Annotated in this window: 16 protein-coding genes; 8 read left to right on the top strand and 8 right to left on the bottom strand. The window is 69.2% G+C overall.

All coding sequences use genetic code 11. The features are described from left to right. The first annotated feature begins 96 nt into the window (after nucleotides 1-96). The 7 genes from ACRDNQ_RS13550 (at nucleotide 97) to rarD (ending at nucleotide 6,081) form a co-directional block, all read left to right on the top strand. Nucleotides 97-513, top strand: coding sequence for a Fur family transcriptional regulator (locus ACRDNQ_RS13550; RefSeq protein WP_431829225.1), 417 nt, complete (start codon nucleotides 97-99; stop codon nucleotides 511-513). Then, nucleotides 514-1,446 (top strand): AEC family transporter, encoded by a 933-nt coding sequence (locus tag ACRDNQ_RS13545; RefSeq protein WP_431829224.1) that lies wholly within the window; start codon nucleotides 514-516, stop codon nucleotides 1,444-1,446. Continuing rightward, complete coding sequence (locus ACRDNQ_RS13540; RefSeq protein ID WP_431829223.1) at nucleotides 1,443-2,345, top strand: DMT family transporter; 903 nt, start codon at nucleotides 1,443-1,445, stop codon at nucleotides 2,343-2,345. Before ACRDNQ_RS13545 ends, ACRDNQ_RS13540 begins: the two co-directional genes overlap by 4 nt. Further along, nucleotides 2,342-3,238: a DMT family transporter gene (locus ACRDNQ_RS13535; protein ID WP_431829222.1), complete on the top strand. Its 897-nt coding sequence runs from the start codon at nucleotides 2,342-2,344 to the stop codon at nucleotides 3,236-3,238. The genes ACRDNQ_RS13540 and ACRDNQ_RS13535 overlap by 4 nt, the downstream gene beginning before the upstream one ends. A gap of 41 nt (nucleotides 3,239-3,279) precedes the next feature. Then, on the top strand, nucleotides 3,280-4,557 hold the full coding sequence (eno, locus tag ACRDNQ_RS13530; RefSeq protein WP_431829221.1) for a phosphopyruvate hydratase: 1,278 nt from the start codon (nucleotides 3,280-3,282) through the stop codon (nucleotides 4,555-4,557). Between the two features lie 79 nt (nucleotides 4,558-4,636). Further along, entirely contained in the window at nucleotides 4,637-5,080 is a 444-nt protein-coding gene (locus ACRDNQ_RS13525) for a cupin domain-containing protein (protein WP_431829220.1), read from the top strand. A 95-nt stretch (nucleotides 5,081-5,175) separates the two neighbouring features. After that, nucleotides 5,176-6,081 carry an EamA family transporter RarD gene (gene rarD, locus ACRDNQ_RS13520; protein WP_431829219.1) on the top strand — a complete coding sequence of 302 codons (906 nt, stop codon included), beginning with the start codon at nucleotides 5,176-5,178 and terminating at the stop codon, nucleotides 6,079-6,081. A 17-nt stretch (nucleotides 6,082-6,098) separates the two neighbouring features. Here rarD and ACRDNQ_RS13515 read toward each other — a convergent pair whose 3' ends face one another. Next, nucleotides 6,099-7,022 (bottom strand): ketopantoate reductase family protein, encoded by a 924-nt coding sequence (locus ACRDNQ_RS13515; RefSeq protein ID WP_431829218.1) that lies wholly within the window; start codon nucleotides 7,020-7,022, stop codon nucleotides 6,099-6,101. 58 nt (nucleotides 7,023-7,080) lie between these two features. Further along, entirely contained in the window at nucleotides 7,081-8,166 is a 1,086-nt protein-coding gene (locus tag ACRDNQ_RS13510; RefSeq protein WP_431829217.1) for an anhydro-N-acetylmuramic acid kinase, read from the bottom strand. Nucleotides 8,167-8,227: 61 nt separating this feature from the next. Here ACRDNQ_RS13510 and tyrS point away from each other — a divergent pair, with 61 nt between their 5' ends. Beyond that, on the top strand, nucleotides 8,228-9,484 hold the full coding sequence (gene tyrS, locus ACRDNQ_RS13505) for a tyrosine--tRNA ligase (protein WP_431829216.1): 1,257 nt from the start codon (nucleotides 8,228-8,230) through the stop codon (nucleotides 9,482-9,484). A gap of 76 nt (nucleotides 9,485-9,560) precedes the next feature. Here tyrS and trpE read toward each other — a convergent pair whose 3' ends face one another. From trpE to fabI, 6 genes are all read right to left on the bottom strand, one after another. Next, nucleotides 9,561-11,072, bottom strand: coding sequence for an anthranilate synthase component I (gene trpE, locus ACRDNQ_RS13500; RefSeq protein ID WP_431829792.1), 1,512 nt, complete (start codon nucleotides 11,070-11,072; stop codon nucleotides 9,561-9,563). A 4-nt stretch (nucleotides 11,073-11,076) separates the two neighbouring features. After that, the gene (locus ACRDNQ_RS13495) at nucleotides 11,077-12,918 is read right to left on the bottom strand and encodes a peptidylprolyl isomerase (protein WP_431829215.1); all 1,842 of its coding nucleotides are present in this window, start codon (nucleotides 12,916-12,918) and stop codon (nucleotides 11,077-11,079) included. A gap of 90 nt (nucleotides 12,919-13,008) precedes the next feature. Next, nucleotides 13,009-14,199: an aminotransferase gene (locus tag ACRDNQ_RS13490; protein ID WP_431829214.1), complete on the bottom strand. Its 1,191-nt coding sequence runs from the start codon at nucleotides 14,197-14,199 to the stop codon at nucleotides 13,009-13,011. A gap of 33 nt (nucleotides 14,200-14,232) precedes the next feature. Continuing rightward, nucleotides 14,233-14,757, bottom strand: coding sequence for a DUF2127 domain-containing protein (locus ACRDNQ_RS13485; protein WP_431829213.1), 525 nt, complete (start codon nucleotides 14,755-14,757; stop codon nucleotides 14,233-14,235). 6 nt (nucleotides 14,758-14,763) lie between these two features. After that, nucleotides 14,764-15,273 carry a xanthine phosphoribosyltransferase gene (gpt, locus tag ACRDNQ_RS13480; RefSeq protein ID WP_431829212.1) on the bottom strand — a complete coding sequence of 170 codons (510 nt, stop codon included), beginning with the start codon at nucleotides 15,271-15,273 and terminating at the stop codon, nucleotides 14,764-14,766. After that, a complete protein-coding gene (gene fabI / locus ACRDNQ_RS13475) occupies nucleotides 15,270-16,085 on the bottom strand; it encodes an enoyl-ACP reductase FabI (RefSeq protein WP_431829211.1) in 816 nt (271 codons plus the stop codon). The genes gpt and fabI overlap by 4 nt, the downstream gene beginning before the upstream one ends. Nucleotides 16,086-16,191: the final 106 nt, after the last annotated feature.

Here is a 16,191-nt window from a genome sequence, read left to right as displayed (position 1 = left end):
ACGCCGGGGCTTTTTTCCGCCGCCCGGATTGCCTAAGAGACGGCCCTAGAGGCAGACGATCACAGCGCGGGCGACCTCAGCGACCCGGGGGCCGACATGGGCGACACCATCATTGAACGTTGCGAGGCCAAGGGCCTGCGCCTGACCGGGCAGCGGCGCACGATCGCCACCGTTCTGGAAGAGGCGCAGGACCATCCCGATGTCGAGGCGCTTTATGCCCGCGCCTCGGCCGTCGACCCGCGCATCTCGCTGGCGACGGTCTATCGCACCGTGAAGCTGTTCGAAGAGGCGGGCATTCTCGAAAAGCTCGAGTTCGGCGATGGCCGCGCCCGCTACGAGGACGCCGAGCGCGAGCACCACGACCACCTGATCGACATCCAGTCGGGCGAGGTGATCGAATTCGTGGACGAAGAGATCGAGAAGCTGCAGGAGAGGATCGCCGAGAAGCTGGGCTACGAGTTGCGTGGCCACCGGCTTGAGCTTTACGGCGTGCCCAAGAAGCGCGCGCGCTAGATGCTGTCGACCGCGCTGGCGATCGCGCCGGTCTTCGTGATGATCCTTGCCGGCTACGCGCTGCGGCGCGGGGGCTTTCCGTCGACCGAGTTCTGGAACCTCAACGACCGGCTGGTCTACTGGGTGCTGATGCCGGCGCTGTTCTTCCGCCAGATCAGCACGGCCGACCTGTCGGGCGCGCCGCTTGGCCCCTTCGCCGCCGTCCTGTGCGGCGGCTTTCTGGCCGCGACCGCCTTTGGCTGGGCCGCGGGCCGGCGGGCGGGCTACGAGGCGCCGCTGGCCTCGACCGTGATGCAGGCCTCGGGGCGGTTCAACACCTTCGTCGGCCTCGCCATCGCCGAGGCGCTGTTCGGCGTCGAAGGCCTGGCGCTGGCGGTGCTTGGCGCGGCGCTTCTGGTGCCGGTGGTGAACGTGACCGTGGTCACGGTGATGACGTTGATGCTGTCGGACGACCGCGGGCGGCTGCCGCTGACGGTGCTGCGCGACCTTGCGCGCAATCCGCTGATCCTGTCGATCGCGTTGGGGACGGCTGCGAACCTTTCGGGCCTCGGCGGGCTGCCGGTGATCGATGAGACGGCGGCCCTTCTGGGCGCCGCCGCCCTTCCGGTGATGCTGCTCAGCGTGGGTGCGAACCTCAAGCTGCGGGGGCTGACGGCCAGCGCCGGGCCGCTGGCGCTGTCGGCGCTGGGCAAGCTTGCGGTCTTTCCCGCCGCGACGGTTGGGCTGATCGCGGTGTTCCAGCCCGGACTTCTGCCGGCGCAGGTCGCGCTGATCTATGCCGCGCTTCCCACGGGGGTGGCGGCCTACACGCTGGCCCGAGCCATGGGCGGCGACGCGCCCACGATGGCCGCGATCATCACCTTCCAGACGCTTCTGAGCTTCTTCACCATCCCGCTGACGCTGGCGCTGGGCGGCTGGATCGTCGCGCCATGACCGGGAAGTCCACCGCGGCGGCCGAGAACCGGCGCGGCATCCTGTGGATGGTCGCGGCCATGGTGGGCTTCGCGCTTGAGGATGCGTTCATCAAGCTGGCCGCCGGCGCGCTGCCGCTGGGCCCGGTGGTGGCGGTCTTCGGTCTGGGCGGGTTCGTCATCTTCGCCGCGCTGACGCGGGCGCGCGGCCTGCCGCTGTTTCCGCCCGAGGCGCGGTCGCGCCCGATCGTCCTGCGCGCGGTCTTCGAGGTGATCGGCCGCGCGGGCTACTTTCTGGGCATCACGCTTACGCCCCTGTCGAACGCCTCGGCGATCCTGCAGGCCTCGCCTCTTTTCGTCACGCTCGGCGCGGCGCTCTTTTTCGGCGAGCGTGTGGGCTGGCGGCGCTGGACGGCGATCGGGGTGGGTTTCGCGGGCGTGCTCATCGTTCTCCGTCCGGGGCTCGAGGGGTTCACGCCGGCCTCGATCTTCACGCTGATCGGCACCATCGGCTTCGCGGCGCGCGACCTGGGCACGCGCGCGGCGCCGCGCGCGCTGTCGAACCTGCAACTGGCGACCTACGGCTTCGCGGTTCTGATCCCCACCGGGCTTGCCATGAGCCCCTTCACCGGACCGATGGGCCTGCCCACGCCGCAGGCGGCGGCCTTCCTGGGGACGGCGATCCTGGCCGGGGTCGCGGGCTATTATTCGATCACCGCCGCGATGCGCCTGGGCGAGGTGGGCGTGGTCACGCCCTTCCGCTATACACGGCTTCTGTTTGCGACGGGGCTTGGCATGGCGATCTTCGGAGAACGGCCCGATGCGATGACCCTTCTGGGCGGGGCGATCATCGTGGCCTCGGGTCTTTACACCATCCTGCGCTCGGCCCGCGCCGCGACCCACCCGGGTGGCGCGCGATGAACAACCTGCGCGGCATCCTGCTGATGATCGTCGCGATGGCGGGCTTCACGCTTGAGGACGCCTTCGTTAAGATGGCGGCCGCGACGCTTCCGGTGGGCCAGATCCTTCTGATCATCGGGGTCGGCGGAACCGCGATCTTCGCGGCGCTGGCGCGGGCGGGCGGGGCGCGGCTGATCACGCCGGTGCTGCTGACGCGGCCCGTCATGATCCGCAACCTGGCCGAGATGCTGGGGACGATGGCCTTCATCTCGGCCATCGCGGTCACGCCGCTTTCGACCGTCTCGGCGATCATCCAGGCCACGCCGCTGGCGGTGACGCTGGGCGCGGCCCTGTTTCTTGGGGCCACCGTCGGCTGGCGGCGCTGGACGGCGATCCTGGTGGGTTTCGCGGGCGTGCTGCTGATCGTGCGTCCGGGCGGGGCGGCCTTCGACCTTGGCGCGCTGCTGGCGGTCTTCGCGGTCTTCATGCTGGCGGCGCGCGATCTGGCGACGCGGGTCGTGCCGGGGCGGATCTCGTCGATGGTGCTGGCGACCTACGGCTTCGCCACGGTGATTCCCGCCGGCGCGATCCTTCTGGTCTTCTCTGGCGGGGCGGTGATGCCCGACCGCGGCGCCTGGCTCGCGCTTCTGGGGGCGCTGGCGGTGGGGCCGGTGGCCTATTACGCGATCATCGCCTCCGTGCGGGTGGGCGACATCGTCGTCGTCACCCCCTTCCGCTATACCCGGCTTCTTTTCGCGCTGGTCGTGGGCGGTCTGGTCTTCGACGAACGCCCCGACGCGCTGATGCTGACGGGCGCGGCGATCATCATTGTCTCGGGGCTTTACACCTTCGTGCGCGAGGCGCGCCTTGCGCGCGGCCCAAGGCCCCTTCCGCCAGAGGCCCCGGGCGGGTAAACAGCCCCGAAGGATCACCCAAGAGACAAGGGAACCACCCCATGAGCACCATCATCGACATCCACGCCCGCGAGATCCTCGACAGCCGTGGCAATCCCACGGTCGAGGTCGACGTGATCCTCGAGGATGGCACGCTGGGCCGCGCGGCGGTGCCCTCGGGCGCCTCGACCGGCGCGCACGAGGCGGTCGAACGGCGCGACGGCGATGCCGGGCGCTATATGGGCAAGGGCGTGCTCGAGGCGGTGGCGGCCGTGAACGGCGAGATCGCCGAGAACCTCGTCGGCTTCGACGCGACCGAACAGGAAGCCATCGACGCCCTGATGATCGAGCTTGACGGCACCCCCAACAAGGGCCGGCTGGGCGCGAACGCGATCCTCGGCGTGTCGCTGGCAACCGCGAAGGCGGCGGCCGACTATGTCACGCAGCCGCTTTACCGCTATGTCGGCGGCACCGCGGCGCGGGTTCTGCCGGTGCCGATGATGAACATCATCAACGGCGGCGAACATGCCGACAACCCGATCGACATCCAGGAATTCATGATCATGCCGGTCAGCGCCGAGAACATCCGCGAGGCCGTGCGGATGGGGTCGGAGATCTTCCATACGCTGAAGAAAGAACTGTCCTCGGCCGGACTGTCGACCGGCATCGGTGACGAGGGCGGCTTCGCTCCGAACCTGTCGTCGACGCGTGACGCGCTGGACTTCATCCTCAAGGCGGTCGAGAAGACCGGCTATGTCCCGGGCGAGGACATCATGCTGGCGCTCGACTGCGCGGCGACCGAATACTTCAAGGACGGCATGTATGTGCTTTCCGGGGAGGGGAAAAGCCTGACCTCGGACGAGAACGTCGCCTATCTCGAGGCGCTGGTGAACGACTATCCGATCCTGTCGATCGAGGACGGCTGCGCCGAGGACGACTGGGACGGCTGGCAGGTGCTGACCGACGCACTGGGCGACCGGGTGCAGCTTGTGGGTGACGATCTGTTCGTGACGAACCCGGTGCGGCTGGCCCGCGGCATCGCCGAGGGCGCGGCGAATGCGCTTTTGGTGAAAGTCAACCAGATCGGGACCTTGTCGGAAACTCTTGAAGCGGTCGACATGGCGCATCGGGCGCGCTTCACCTCGGTCATGTCGCACCGCTCGGGCGAGACCGAGGACGCCACCATCGCCGATCTGGCGGTGGCCACGAACTGTGGACAGATCAAGACCGGCAGCCTTGCGCGCTCGGACCGGCTGGCGAAGTACAACCAGCTGATCCGGATCGAGGAGATGCTGGGCGACAGCGCGCGCTACGCCGGACGCTCGATCCTGCGCGGCTGAGGGCGGAAACCGCCGGGCCCCTAACCCGGCGGCGCCTCCGGCGGGAGTATTTGGCAAGAGAAGACACCGGGACGCGCGCATGGCCGAAGCCGACCGCATCATCGCCCGCCTGGGCCTTCAGCCGCATCCCGAGGGCGGCTGGTACCGCCAGACCTGGGTCGCGGCGGCCGGTCCGGGCGAGCGGCCGGCGGGCACCTGCATCCATTTCCTGCTGAAGGCGGGCGAGCGCAGCCATTGGCACCGGGTGGACGCCGACGAGATCTGGCTGTTCCACGCGGGCGCGCCGATCGAGTTGCGGATCGCGGATCGGGCCGAGGCGCCGGCGGCGGCCCACAGGCTTGGTCCGGACGTCCTGACGGGCGAGGCGCCCCAGGTGCTGGTGCCGGCGGGCCACTGGCAGGCGGCGCGAAGCCTGGGCGACTGGACGCTGGTCAGCTGCGCCGTCATCCCCGGGTTCCGCTTCGAGGGGTTCGAGCTGGCGGCGCCCGACTTCGACATTCCCGCCCTCGAAGAGCGCGGCTGAGCGCGCGTCACATTCCGTGATGGTCCACCGCTGAAACCGTGATTGGACCTGGCGCGCCGGCTCTGGCAGAGGGCGCGGGGAACGGGAGACACGGCATGGCCAGCACCAACAGCCCCGCCACGGATGGCGGCGACAGCCTTGGCGGGTTCCTATACGCGCTGGCCGCCTATCTGATGTGGGGGGTCCTGCCGCTGTTCATGAAGGCGGTGGCCCATATCCCGCCGGTCGAGGTGCTGGCGCATCGCGTGGTCTGGTCGGTGCCGATCGCGCTTGCCGTGCTGCTGGCGCTGGGTCGCACGGCCGATCTGCGGGCGGCGCTGACCACGCCCCGGGTGCTGGCGATGGGGGCGGTGACGGCGGCGCTGATCTCGGTCAACTGGGGGATCTATGTCTGGGCGATCGGCACCGGGCACGCGCTGGACGCCGCGCTTGGCTATTACATCAATCCGCTTTTCAGCGTGTTCCTGGGCGCGGTCCTGCTGCGCGAACGGCTGTTGCCGGCGCAATGGGCGGCGATCGCGCTGGCCTCGGCCGCGGTGCTGATCCTGACGGTCGAGGCCGGCCGCCTGCCGGTGGTGGCCCTTGGCCTGACGCTGAGCTGGGGGCTTTACGCCTATTTCAAACGCTCGCTTCCGATCGGGCCAAACCAGGGCTTCACGCTTGAGGTGCTGCTTCTGCTGGGGCCGGCGCTGGGATACATGGTTTGGCTGCTGGCGCGGGGCGAGGGGCACTTTCTTCAGGCCAGCGCCACCGATACCGCGTTGCTTCTGTCCTGCGGGCTGGTCACGGCGGTGCCGCTGATGGTCTATGCCAACGGCGCGAAGCGCCTGCGGCTGACCACGATCGCCATGATGCAGTACATCGCGCCCACCATGATCTTCCTGATCGCCGTCTTCGTCTTCGACGAGCCGATGGGTCGGGGGCGGATGATCGCCTTTCCGATGATCTGGGCGGCGCTGGTGCTGTTCAGCGGGTCGATGCTGCGGCGTCCGCGCGCCTGATCGGACGCGACGGCCCGCTATCGCGCGGGCGTTCCGGTCACGAAGGGGGCCAGGGCGGCCACCACCGCCCGGTTCGCGGGCACGGCAAGGCCGTGCGACTGCGCAAGTTCGACCACGCGCCCGCTGAGCCAGGGCATCTCGATCGGCTTGCCCGCCTCGAGGTCGACCAGCATCGAGGATTTCTGTTCGTAAGGTTGATCGCGAAACAGCGCGATCGTGGTTTCCACGTGGGCGTCGGGAAAGCGCAGCCCTTCGGCGCGGGCCACGGCAAGGTTTTCGCGCAGAAGGTCGCGGAAGAGGCCAAGGGTCGCGGGTGTCTCATAGACCCGCCCGATCGGGCTGCGGGCGATCGACGTCACCCCGGCGAAGGCGGCGAGGTTCACGAACTTGCCCCAGACCATCTGCCGGGCGTCGGCGTCCGGCAGGATGTCGAGGTCGGTCAGGCGGTCGTTCAGCGCGAAGAGCGCCGCCATGACCGGATCGCCGGGCGAGGCGTCGGCGCGGGCCAGGTGCACCCCGCCCGGATGCCAGATCACGCCCGGTTCGCGGATATAGGCGGCAAGATAGATGATGCCTTCGGCCACCCGCCCGGCGCCGACCTGCCGCTCGAGGATGGCCTTGCTGTCGATGCCGTTCTGAAGCGTCAGGATCCGCGTCTGCGGTCCAAGCAGCGGGGCCAGGGCGCCGGCCGCGCCCTCGGCGTCGGCAAGCTTGACCGTGAAGAGCACAAGGTCGACCGGACCAACCTCGGCCGGGGCGCCCACCGCGCGGACCTCGGGCAGGCGGACGGTGCCTTGCGGCGTCTCGATCGTCAGGCCGTTGCGGCGCAGGGCGTCGAGATGCGCGCCCCGCGCGATCAGCGTGACCTCGGCGCCGGCCTCGGCCAGGCGTCCCCCGACATAGCCGCCGATGCCACCGGCCCCCATCACTGCGATCTTCATGCAAATCTCCCAGTCGTTCCCCGAAAGGATAGGGCAAGCGGCCTGCCAAGTCTTGCCGTCAAGGCCGGCTGATCCGGCCGCCGCCGATCGCCGCGGGCACGCCGGTCGTGCCGGGGGCCGAGGTCGGCAGGCCGCGCTGCACGCGCACGGCGAGGAAGGCGAAGGCCTGGGCTTCCAGCATGTCGCCGTCAAGCCCGACCGCCTCGATCGGGCGCACGGGGCAGCCAAGGCCGGCCGCGAGCATCTCCATCAGTACGGGGTTGCGGCGGCCGCCGCCGGTGACGAGGATCTCGGCCGGCGCGACCGGGCAATGTTCCACCCCCCGCATGACGCTGGCCGCCGCGATCGCGGTCAGCGTGGCCGCGGCATCGGCGTCGGGCAGCGGGGCCACGCGGTCGAGGAGATCGTGAAAATCGTTCCGGTCCAGCGATTTGGGGGGCATCTTGTAGAACCAGGGCAGGGCCATCGCCGCCTCGAGGAGGCCCGCGTCGACCGTGCCCTGCGCCGCAAGCGCGCCGCCCGCGTCGAAGGCCCGCCCTAGCCGCGCGGCCACCAGATCGTCGATGGGCGCGTTGGCCGGGCCGGTGTCGAAGGCCAGAAGGGCGCCCGGCGCCTCGGGCACCTTCGCGCGCGGGTCGATCCATGTCAGGTTGCCGACACCGCCGAGGTTCAGCATGGCCAGCGGCCGCTCGGCGCCGATGTGGCGGGCCAGCGCGAAGTGGTAGAAGGGCGCAAGCGGCGCGCCCTGTCCGCCCATCTGCACGTCGGCGCTGCGGAAATCCCAGACCACCGGAAGTCCCAGCGCCTCGGCCAGGATCGCGCCGTCGCCGATCTGCCGTGTGCCGCGCCCGCCGGGGTCATGCGCCACGGTCTGGCCGTGAAACCCCACGAGGTCGGCCCCGGCGAAGCGCGCAAGAAGTTCGGCGTGGACGGTTTCGACCACCTCGGCGGCGTCCTCGGCCCCGTCCCACTGTCCCAGCGCCGCGCGCAGGATGGCGCGTTCGGCGTCGGAATAGGGGCGATAGCCGGTCGGCCCGAAGTCGAGGATACGCTCGCCGTCGGTCAGGATCATCGCCGCGTCGACCCCGTCGAGCGAGGTGCCCGACATCGCCCCGAGCGCCCAGAGGGGAGCTGTCCCGCTCATGCCTTTTCCTTGCCTCTGCCCCCGGCTATAGAGCGCGAAGCCCCGAAGGGATGCAAGCCAGATGACCTATCGCGTGAAATCCGATTTCCTCTCCGTCGTGGTCGAGCGGGGGTTCCTTGCCGACTGCACCGACCTGCAGGGCCTCGACGAGGCGCTGCTGGCGGGCGTCGTTCCGGCCTACATCGGCTATGACGCCACCGCGAAGTCGCTGCACGTGGGCCACCTTCTGAACGTGATGCTGCTGCGCTGGTTCCAGAAGACCGGCGGCAAGCCGATCACGCTGATGGGCGGCGGCACGACCAAGGTGGGCGATCCGTCGTTCCGCAGCGAGGAGCGCCCGCTTCTGACGCCGCAGGCCATCGACGACAACATCGCCTCGATGCAGCGCGTCTTCGCGCGCTACCTCGACTACGGTGAGGGGGCGACCGGGGCGCTCATGCTCAACAACGCCGAGTGGCTTGACGGGCTCAACTACCTCGACTTCCTGCGCGACATCGGGCGGCATTTCTCGGTCAACCGGATGCTGTCCTTCGAAAGCGTGAAGTCGCGGCTCGACCGCGAGCAGTCGCTGTCGTTCCTCGAATTCAACTACATGATCCTGCAGGCCTATGATTTCCTGGAGCTTTACCGCCGTTACGGCTGCCTGCTGCAGATGGGCGGGTCGGATCAGTGGGGCAACATCGTCAACGGCATCGACCTGACGCGCCGGGTGCTGGAGCGCGAGATCTTCGGCCTGACGACGCCGCTTCTGACCACCTCGGACGGGCGCAAGATGGGCAAGTCGGCCTCGGGCGCGGTCTGGCTGGATGCCGCGATGCTGAGCCCCTACGAGTTCTGGCAGTTCTGGCGCAACACCACCGATGCCGACGTGGGGCGCTTCCTGAAGCTTTACACCGAACTGCCGGTGGCCGAATGCGACCGGCTGGGGCGGCTTGACGGGGCCGGGATCAACGAAGCGAAGATCGTGCTGGCCAACGAAGTGACCGGGCTTTTGCACGGGCCCGAGGCCGCGGCGGCGGCCGAGGCCACCGCGCGCGAGGTTTTCGAGAAGGGGGGCGTGGGCGAGGATCTTCCGACGCTGGCCTTGTCGGCGGCCGAGGTGGGGGACGGCATCTCGGTGGTGCAGCTGATCGTGCGGTCGGGTCTGGCGGCCTCGGGCAAGGAGGCCAAGCGCCTGATCGCCGACCAGGGCGCGCGTCTGAACGATGCGCCGCTGACCGATCCGGGACTGATGCTGGATGCCGCGGCGCTGGCCGAGCCGGTGAAGCTGAGTGCGGGCCGCAAGCGCCACGCGCTGGTGGTGCTGGCGGATCAGTGAATCGCGGGCCGTCCCGGCCCGCGATGCCTCCGGCGGGGATATTTGTCCCAAGAAGAAGGGGTTGGGCGCCGTTCCTTCAGCGGTTGCCGTCGCCCGCGAAGGCCCCGGCCTCGGCCGCGGCGGTGCGGATCGCGCGGGCCTTGTTGACGGTTTCCTGGAACTCGGCCTCGGGGTCGCTGTCGTAGACGACGCCGCCGCCGGCCTGGATGTAGAGCGTTTCGTCCTTCAGCACCGCGGTGCGCAGGGCGATGCACATGTCCATGTCGCCGCCCGCGCCGAAATAGCCCAGGCCGCCGCCATAGACGCCGCGTTTCTCGGGCTCGAGTTCGTCGATGATCTCCATCGCGCGGACCTTGGGTGCGCCCGAGACGGTGCCGGCGGGCAGGCCGGCGAGCAGGGCCGAAAGCGCGTCGTGCTCGGGCGCGAGTTCGCCCACCACGTTCGAGACGATGTGCATGACGTGGCTGTAGCGCTCGATCACGAATTCCTCGGTCGGGCGCACGGTGCCGATCTTCGCCACACGCCCCACGTCGTTGCGGCCGAGGTCGAGAAGCATCAGGTGTTCGGCCAGTTCCTTTTCGTCCGACAGCAGGTCGGCCTCGTTCGCGCGGTCTTCCTCGGGCGTCTTGCCGCGCGGCCGCGTGCCGGCGATGGGCCGGATGGTGACCTGGCCGCCGAAGACGCGGACGAGGATCTCGGGGCTGGCGCCGATCACCTGGAAGCCGCCGAAGTTGAAGAAGAACATGAAGGGCGAGGGGTTCGTCCTTCTGAGGCTTCGATAAAGCGCGAACGGCGGCAGGGTGAAGGGCTGCGACCAGCGCTGGCTGGGCACGACCTGGAAGATGTCGCCCGCGCGGATATAGTCCTTGGCGCGTTCGACCGCCGCGAGATAGCCCGCGTGGGTGAAGTTCGACACCGGCTCGGGCGGCTGCGCCGCATCGCCCAGGGCGCGGTCTTCGCGCGGGAGCGCGCGTTCGAGATCGCTCACCGCGTCCATCACCCGTTCGGCCGCCTGCGCATAGGCCGCGCGCGCCGACAGGCCCGAGGCCGCCCAGACCGGCGAGACCACCGTGACCTCGCCCTTCACCCCGTCGAGCACCGCCACGACCGAGGGCCGCAGGAGCACCGCGTCGGGCAGGCCAAGGGGGTCGGGGTTGACGTCGGGCAGGTGTTCCACAAGCCGGATCATGTCATAGCCGAGATAGCCGAAAAGCCCGGCCGAGGCCGCGGGAAGCCCCGCGGGCAGGTCGATCCGGCTTTCGGCGATCAGCGCCCGGATCGCGTCGAGCGGGTTGCCGTCCATGTCGTCCCAGGCATCGCGGTCGAAGCGCGCGGCGCGGTTCACGCGCGAGGTGTCGCCGCGGCATTCCCAGACCAGGTCGGGCTTCATTCCGATGATCGAATAGCGCCCGCGCACCTCGCCGCCGGTGACCGATTCCAGCATGAAGGCGTCGGCGCGCGCGCCCGTGAGCTTGAGCATCAGCGAGACCGGCGTGTCGAGATCGGCGGCCAGCCGGGTGTAGACCACCTGGTTGGCGCCCGCCTCGAAGCCGGCGCGGAATTCCTCGAAGGACGGGGTCAACGTCATGGGATCAGGGGAACTGCGCATGGACCGCGTTGATGGCGGTCTGGTCGATCTGGACGCCCGACTGCGCGATCACGCCGTTGGTGAAGGCGGCAAGGATGTCGCCGGCGATGTCCTGCGCGGCCTGCTGGTTGAAAAGGCCCCGCAGCATGGCGTTCTGCGGATCGGCGGGATCGGCCGCGCGCACCGCGTCAAGGCGCAGCACGAAGGCCGCGCCGTCGCCTTCGATTACGCGCAGTTCGCCCGGCGCCATCTCGAAGGCCTGGGTCACGAAGGTGCGTGGCGTGGTCAGAAGCTCGGTGTCGCGCGTCAGGCCGCGCTCCATCTCGATCGGGAGGCGGATCGCGGCCATTTCGCGGCCCGCGGCGATCTCGTCGGCGACGGCCTGCGCGCGCTCGGTCACGCGGCGGGTCAGCTCCTGCATTTCCCAGCCCGCGATCACCGCGTCGCGCACGTCGTCGAGCGGCTGCAACGCGGGGGCACGCACCGCGTCGAGGCGCAGGGCGAAGATGCCCCCGTCCTCGAGCGTCAGGACCTCGGGGAAGTCGTCGGTCGTCACGGCCGCCGCGGCCTCGCGGAAGTCGGCATAGGCGGCGATGCCGTCGTCGGTGGTCGCGCGCCAGTCGATCTGGCCCAGCTCCATCTCGGTCTCGGCGGCGATCTCTTCCAGTGTCGCGCCGCCGGCCAGAAGGTCGTCGATCTCCGAGATGCCGTCGTCGATGACGCGGCGGGCGCGGTCAGCGGCCAGTTCGGCGCGCAACTCCTCCTCGGCCTCGTCGAGCGTGGTCTCCTGCGCCGAGAGAATCGCGTTCATCCGGAACAGCGCCGGCCCCAGCGGCGACGGCAGGGGGCCCGCGACGCCGGGTTCGGTCAGCGCGAAGACGGCCGCGCCCGCGTCGCCCAGATCGGCCGGCGTCGTCTCGCCCAGATCGACATCCTCAAGCGTCAGGCCACGCGCGGCGACGAGATCGTCGAAGCTGGTCTCGCCCGCCTCGATCGCGGCGGCGGCGGCGGTGGCCTCGTCCTCGGTGCCGAAGACCAGCCGCTCGACAAGCCGCCGCTCGGGGCGGACGAAATCGGCGATCCGCTCCTGGTAGCGGGCTTCAAGCGCGGCGCGGTCGATCTCGACCGTGTCGCGGATCATGTCAGGGGTCAGCCAGGCGTAGGTGATGACCTTGGTTTCGGGCAGGGTGAAGGCGGCGGCGTTCGCCTCGTAGAAGGCCTGCAGATCGGCCTCGGTCGGTTCGGGCAGGGGGTCGGTCAGGACATCCGGCGTCACCCGCGCCCAGGTGACGTCGCGCTGTTCCTGGAGATAGCCCAGAACCGTGTCGACATAGGTCTGCGGCGGCGCGACGGCGCCGACCACACCGGCCTGGACCAGCGAAGCGGCGGTTTCCGCGCGCACGCGGTCCTCGAATTCGGCGACCGACAGGCCCGCGCGTTCCAGCGTGAAGGCATAGGCCTCGCGGTCGAACTGGCCGTCGATGCCGCCGAAGGCCGGGATCGCCAGAATCTCGCGGCTGACCCGCTCGTCGCCGACGGACAGACCCAGAAGGGCTGCCTCGTTTTCCAGGGCCGCCTGCGCGACGAGGCGCTGCAGCACCATCTGGTCGATGCCGGCGTCGCGCGCCTCTGACAGGGTCACGGCGCTGCCGCGCTGCGCACCCAGCGCGCGCAGTTCCTGATCCAGCGCGCGGGCATAGGCGTTCACGTCGATCTCGGTGTCGCCGACGCTGCCGACCGACCGGACCGAACCGCCGAAATTGGTGGCGCCGAACCCGGCGAGGCCCACGATCAGAAGACCCAGGAGGATCCAGACAAAGATGTTCGAGGTCTTGGCCTTTGCCATGGGTCTGCGGTCCCCTTTTCGCGTTCCGCGCCTGTCTATGCGAGGCGTCGGGCCGGCACAAGTCTTGGGCCGGCGCGTGCCCTTCGGGCGTCAGGTCCGGCGCGGCCCCGTCACGGCGCCAAGGCGCGACAGGAACTCGGCGATGCCCGCGCCATCGATGTTGGCGAAGGCGATGCGCAACTGCCGCGCCCCGGCCGGATCGTCCGGCGGCACGAACATGGTGCCCGGCAGAAGCAGCACGCCCGCGTCACGCACAAGCCGCCTTGCCAGCGCGTCCGACCGCTCGGCGAAGGGGTGTTCGGCGTAGGCGAAATAGGCCCCGATCCCCAGAAGCCGCCAGCCGTCGAGGGCGGCGAACCCGCTCTGCATGGCGGCGCGGCGGGCCAGGATCTCGTGCCGTTCGCCGGCCAGCCAGTCCTTGAGATTGCGCATCCCCCAGAGTGCTGCGTGCTGGCCCAGCTGTGCGGGGCAGATGGTGACGGTGTCGAGGAACTTCTCGACCTCGGCCAGGACGCGCGGCGCGGCGACCATGGCGCCGACGCGGTGACCGGTCAGGCGATAGGCCTTCGAAAAGGAATAAAGCTGGATCAGCGTGTCGTCCCAGGCGGGATCTGCGAACAGGTCGTGCGGCGCACCCGTCCGGCTGTCGAAGTCGCGGTAGGTCTCGTCCACGATCAGGGCCAGCCCGTGCGCGCGCGCCAGGTCGCGGAAGGCGGCCAGCGTCGCGGCGGGGTATTCGACGCCGGCGGGATTGTTCGGGCTGACAAGGACGATGGCGCGGGTGCGCGGCGTGACCAGCGCCCGCGCCCGATCGGGGTCGGGGACCAGGCCGTCGCCGGTGGGCAGGGGCACGGTCTTGAGCCCGGCCATCGTCAGCCACATGTGGTGGTTGAAATACCAGGGGGTGGGCAGGATCACCTCGTCGCCGTGGCTGGCAACGACGCTGATTGCGGCGGCGAAAGCCTCGTTGCATCCGGAGGTTATGGCGACCTGTTCAGGCGTCACCTGACCTTCGTAGGCTGCGCACCACTGCGCGGCCACTTCGGCGCGCAGCTCGGGCAGGCCCAGGACGGGGCCGTAAAGATGCACGTTCGGGTCGCGCCGCACCAGATCGGCCATCGCCTCGCGCAGGGGCTCGGGCGGCGGCGCCACCGGCGCGGCCTGGCTAACGTTGATGAGCGGCCGCTCGGGCGGGAAGCTCACGCCGTCAAGCCAGCGCCGTGCCTCCATCACCGGGGGCGCGTCGGTCGCGGTCATCGCGCGGTTCAGGGTCAGGCTCATCGGCGCGTCCTTGTCGCAGGGGGCAGGGCGACCTCAGTCGGACCCCGATTCCCCGGCCGGCGCAAGCCCACCCTGCGCGGCCGTCCGGCGCGCGCGGTATTCGACAAGCGTCAGGGCGATCACGACCGCGTCGAGGACGGTCAGCGCCACAAGCGCCCAGGACGGCGCCAGGAGAAAACGGTGCACCTGATACAGGATGAAGCCCGACAGGACCGCCACCGCCAGCGGGTAGGCCCAGAGATAGCCGCGCACCAGCAGCAGCACCACCGCCAGTTTCAGCAGGCCATGCCCAAGAAGGTAGACGGCATAGAAATCCTGCGTCGAGATCGACATCGACTGCGCGGCGTCCATGAGGTGCCGCGCGATCAGGTCGTTCGGGTCCTCGGTCAGTTCATGCGTGGTAAGCCAGCGCACCGCCCCGGTGATCGCGGCCCCCGGCACAAGGTAAAGCGCCAGTCCAAGCAGCGCCTCGGACGCGGCGAAGGCCCCCTTCAGCAGAAGACTGGCTTCGAAGGCGTCGTGCAGAACCCGCGCGCCCTTCAAGCGCGCGCCCGCCATCGCGCCCTAGTCCTTGCCCCGGTAGGGCTCGACGTATTGAAGCGCCATGTCCCAGGGGAAGAAGATCCAGGTGTCCTGGCTGACTTCGGTGATGAAGGTGTCGACCAGCGGCCGGCCCTTGGGCTTGGCATAGACCGTGGCGAAATGGGCCTTGGGATAGAGCTTGCGCACCAGTTCCAGCGTCTTGCCGGTGTCGACAAGGTCGTCGACCACAAGGATGCCTTCGCCGTCGGTGCCCATCATCTCGGGGTTCGGGGCCTTGATGACCTGCGGTTCGGTCTGGGCCTGGTGGTTGTAGCTTTTCACGCTGATCGTATCGACCGTGCGGATGCCAAGCTCGCGGCTGACGATCATCGCGGGCGCCATGCCTCCACGGGTGATCGCCACCACCCCGCGCCAGGCGCCGCCCTCGAGCGGTCCCTGCTTGTCAAGCCGCCACGCCAGCGCCCGGCTGTCGCGGTGGATCTGGTCCCAGCTGACGTGGAAGCCCTTTTCGTGGGGAAGCCGGTCGGTCATTCTTTCTTCTCGTAGGTCATGTCGGGCGCGTCGAGGGCCTTCATGCCCACCACGTGATAGCCCGAATCCACGTGCACGACCTCGCCGGTGACGCCCGAACTCAGGTCGCTCAGCAGATAAAGGGCCGAGCCGCCCACATCGTCAATCGACACGTTGCGGCGCAGGGGCGAATTGTATTCGTTCCACTTCAGGATATAGCGGAAATCGCCGATGCCGCTGGCGGCCAGCGTCTTGATCGTGCCGGCCGAGATCGCGTTGACTCGGATGCCCTGCCGGCCCAGATCCTCGGCCATGTAGCGCACGCTGGCCTCGAGCGCGGCCTTCGCCACGCCCATGACGTTGTAGTGCGGCATCACCTTTTCGGCGCCGTAGTAGGTCAGCGTCAGGCAGGATCCGCCGTCGGGCATCATCTTTTCGGCCCGCTGGACCACCGCCGTGAAGGAATAGACCGAGATGTCCATCGACATCGTGAAGTTGGCGCGGCTGGTGTCGACGTAGCGGCCGCGCAATTCGTTCTTGTCGGAAAAGCCAATGGCGTGGACCAGGAAGTCGAGCTTGCCCCAACGCGCCTTCAGTTCGCTGAAAAGCGCGTCGATCGAAGCCTCGTCGCCCACGTCGCAGGGCAGCACGATGTCCGATCCCAGTTCAGCCGCAAGCGGGTCGACCCGCTTCTTGAGCTGCTCGCCCTGATAGGAAAACGCCAGCTCCGCGCCCTGCGCCGCGACCGCCTTGGCGATGCCCCAGGCGATCGACTTGTCGTTGGCAAGGCCCATGATCAGCCCGCGCTTGCCCTCCATGAGCCCCTTGGTCATCCGCCAATCCCCGCGTCATCTTGTCAGTGACGTCTGGTAAGCGATTGTAACGTAACCATCAAGTGCGCGGTTTTCCGCTGATGGGGGCTTGTCGCGCCCGAACCGA

The organism is Saliniferula longa (assembly GCF_050789285.1).
Lineage (GTDB): Bacteria > Pseudomonadota > Alphaproteobacteria > Rhodobacterales > Rhodobacteraceae > CAVPWP01.
The sequence above is the reverse complement of the archived record's forward strand: the minus strand, read 5'-3'. Positions and strand labels throughout refer to the sequence as shown.

What these genes read in the sequence shown, in the direction of transcription:
- ACRDNQ_RS13515 (WP_431829218.1), bottom strand. Translation starts at nt 7,022, where the DNA reads ATGAAGATCGCAGTGATGGGGGCCGGTGGCATCGGCGGCTATGTCGGG.
- ACRDNQ_RS13495 (WP_431829215.1), bottom strand. Translation starts at nt 12,918, where the DNA reads ATGGCAAAGGCCAAGACCTCGAACATCTTTGTCTGGATCCTCCTGGGT.
- ACRDNQ_RS13535 (WP_431829222.1), top strand. Translation starts at nt 2,342, where the DNA reads ATGAACAACCTGCGCGGCATCCTGCTGATGATCGTCGCGATGGCGGGC.
- ACRDNQ_RS13540 (WP_431829223.1), top strand. Translation starts at nt 1,443, where the DNA reads ATGACCGGGAAGTCCACCGCGGCGGCCGAGAACCGGCGCGGCATCCTG.
- gpt (WP_431829212.1), bottom strand. Translation starts at nt 15,273, where the DNA reads ATGACCGACCGGCTTCCCCACGAAAAGGGCTTCCACGTCAGCTGGGAC.
- trpE (WP_431829792.1), bottom strand. Translation starts at nt 11,072, where the DNA reads ATGACGTTGACCCCGTCCTTCGAGGAATTCCGCGCCGGCTTCGAGGCG.
- ACRDNQ_RS13510 (WP_431829217.1), bottom strand. Translation starts at nt 8,166, where the DNA reads ATGAGCGGGACAGCTCCCCTCTGGGCGCTCGGGGCGATGTCGGGCACC.
- ACRDNQ_RS13550 (WP_431829225.1), top strand. Translation starts at nt 97, where the DNA reads ATGGGCGACACCATCATTGAACGTTGCGAGGCCAAGGGCCTGCGCCTG.
- ACRDNQ_RS13545 (WP_431829224.1), top strand. Translation starts at nt 514, where the DNA reads ATGCTGTCGACCGCGCTGGCGATCGCGCCGGTCTTCGTGATGATCCTT.
- fabI (WP_431829211.1), bottom strand. Translation starts at nt 16,085, where the DNA reads ATGACCAAGGGGCTCATGGAGGGCAAGCGCGGGCTGATCATGGGCCTT.
- eno (WP_431829221.1), top strand. Translation starts at nt 3,280, where the DNA reads ATGAGCACCATCATCGACATCCACGCCCGCGAGATCCTCGACAGCCGT.
- rarD (WP_431829219.1), top strand. Translation starts at nt 5,176, where the DNA reads ATGGCCAGCACCAACAGCCCCGCCACGGATGGCGGCGACAGCCTTGGC.
- tyrS (WP_431829216.1), top strand. Translation starts at nt 8,228, where the DNA reads ATGACCTATCGCGTGAAATCCGATTTCCTCTCCGTCGTGGTCGAGCGG.
- ACRDNQ_RS13490 (WP_431829214.1), bottom strand. Translation starts at nt 14,199, where the DNA reads ATGAGCCTGACCCTGAACCGCGCGATGACCGCGACCGACGCGCCCCCG.
- ACRDNQ_RS13525 (WP_431829220.1), top strand. Translation starts at nt 4,637, where the DNA reads ATGGCCGAAGCCGACCGCATCATCGCCCGCCTGGGCCTTCAGCCGCAT.
- ACRDNQ_RS13485 (WP_431829213.1), bottom strand. Translation starts at nt 14,757, where the DNA reads ATGGCGGGCGCGCGCTTGAAGGGCGCGCGGGTTCTGCACGACGCCTTC.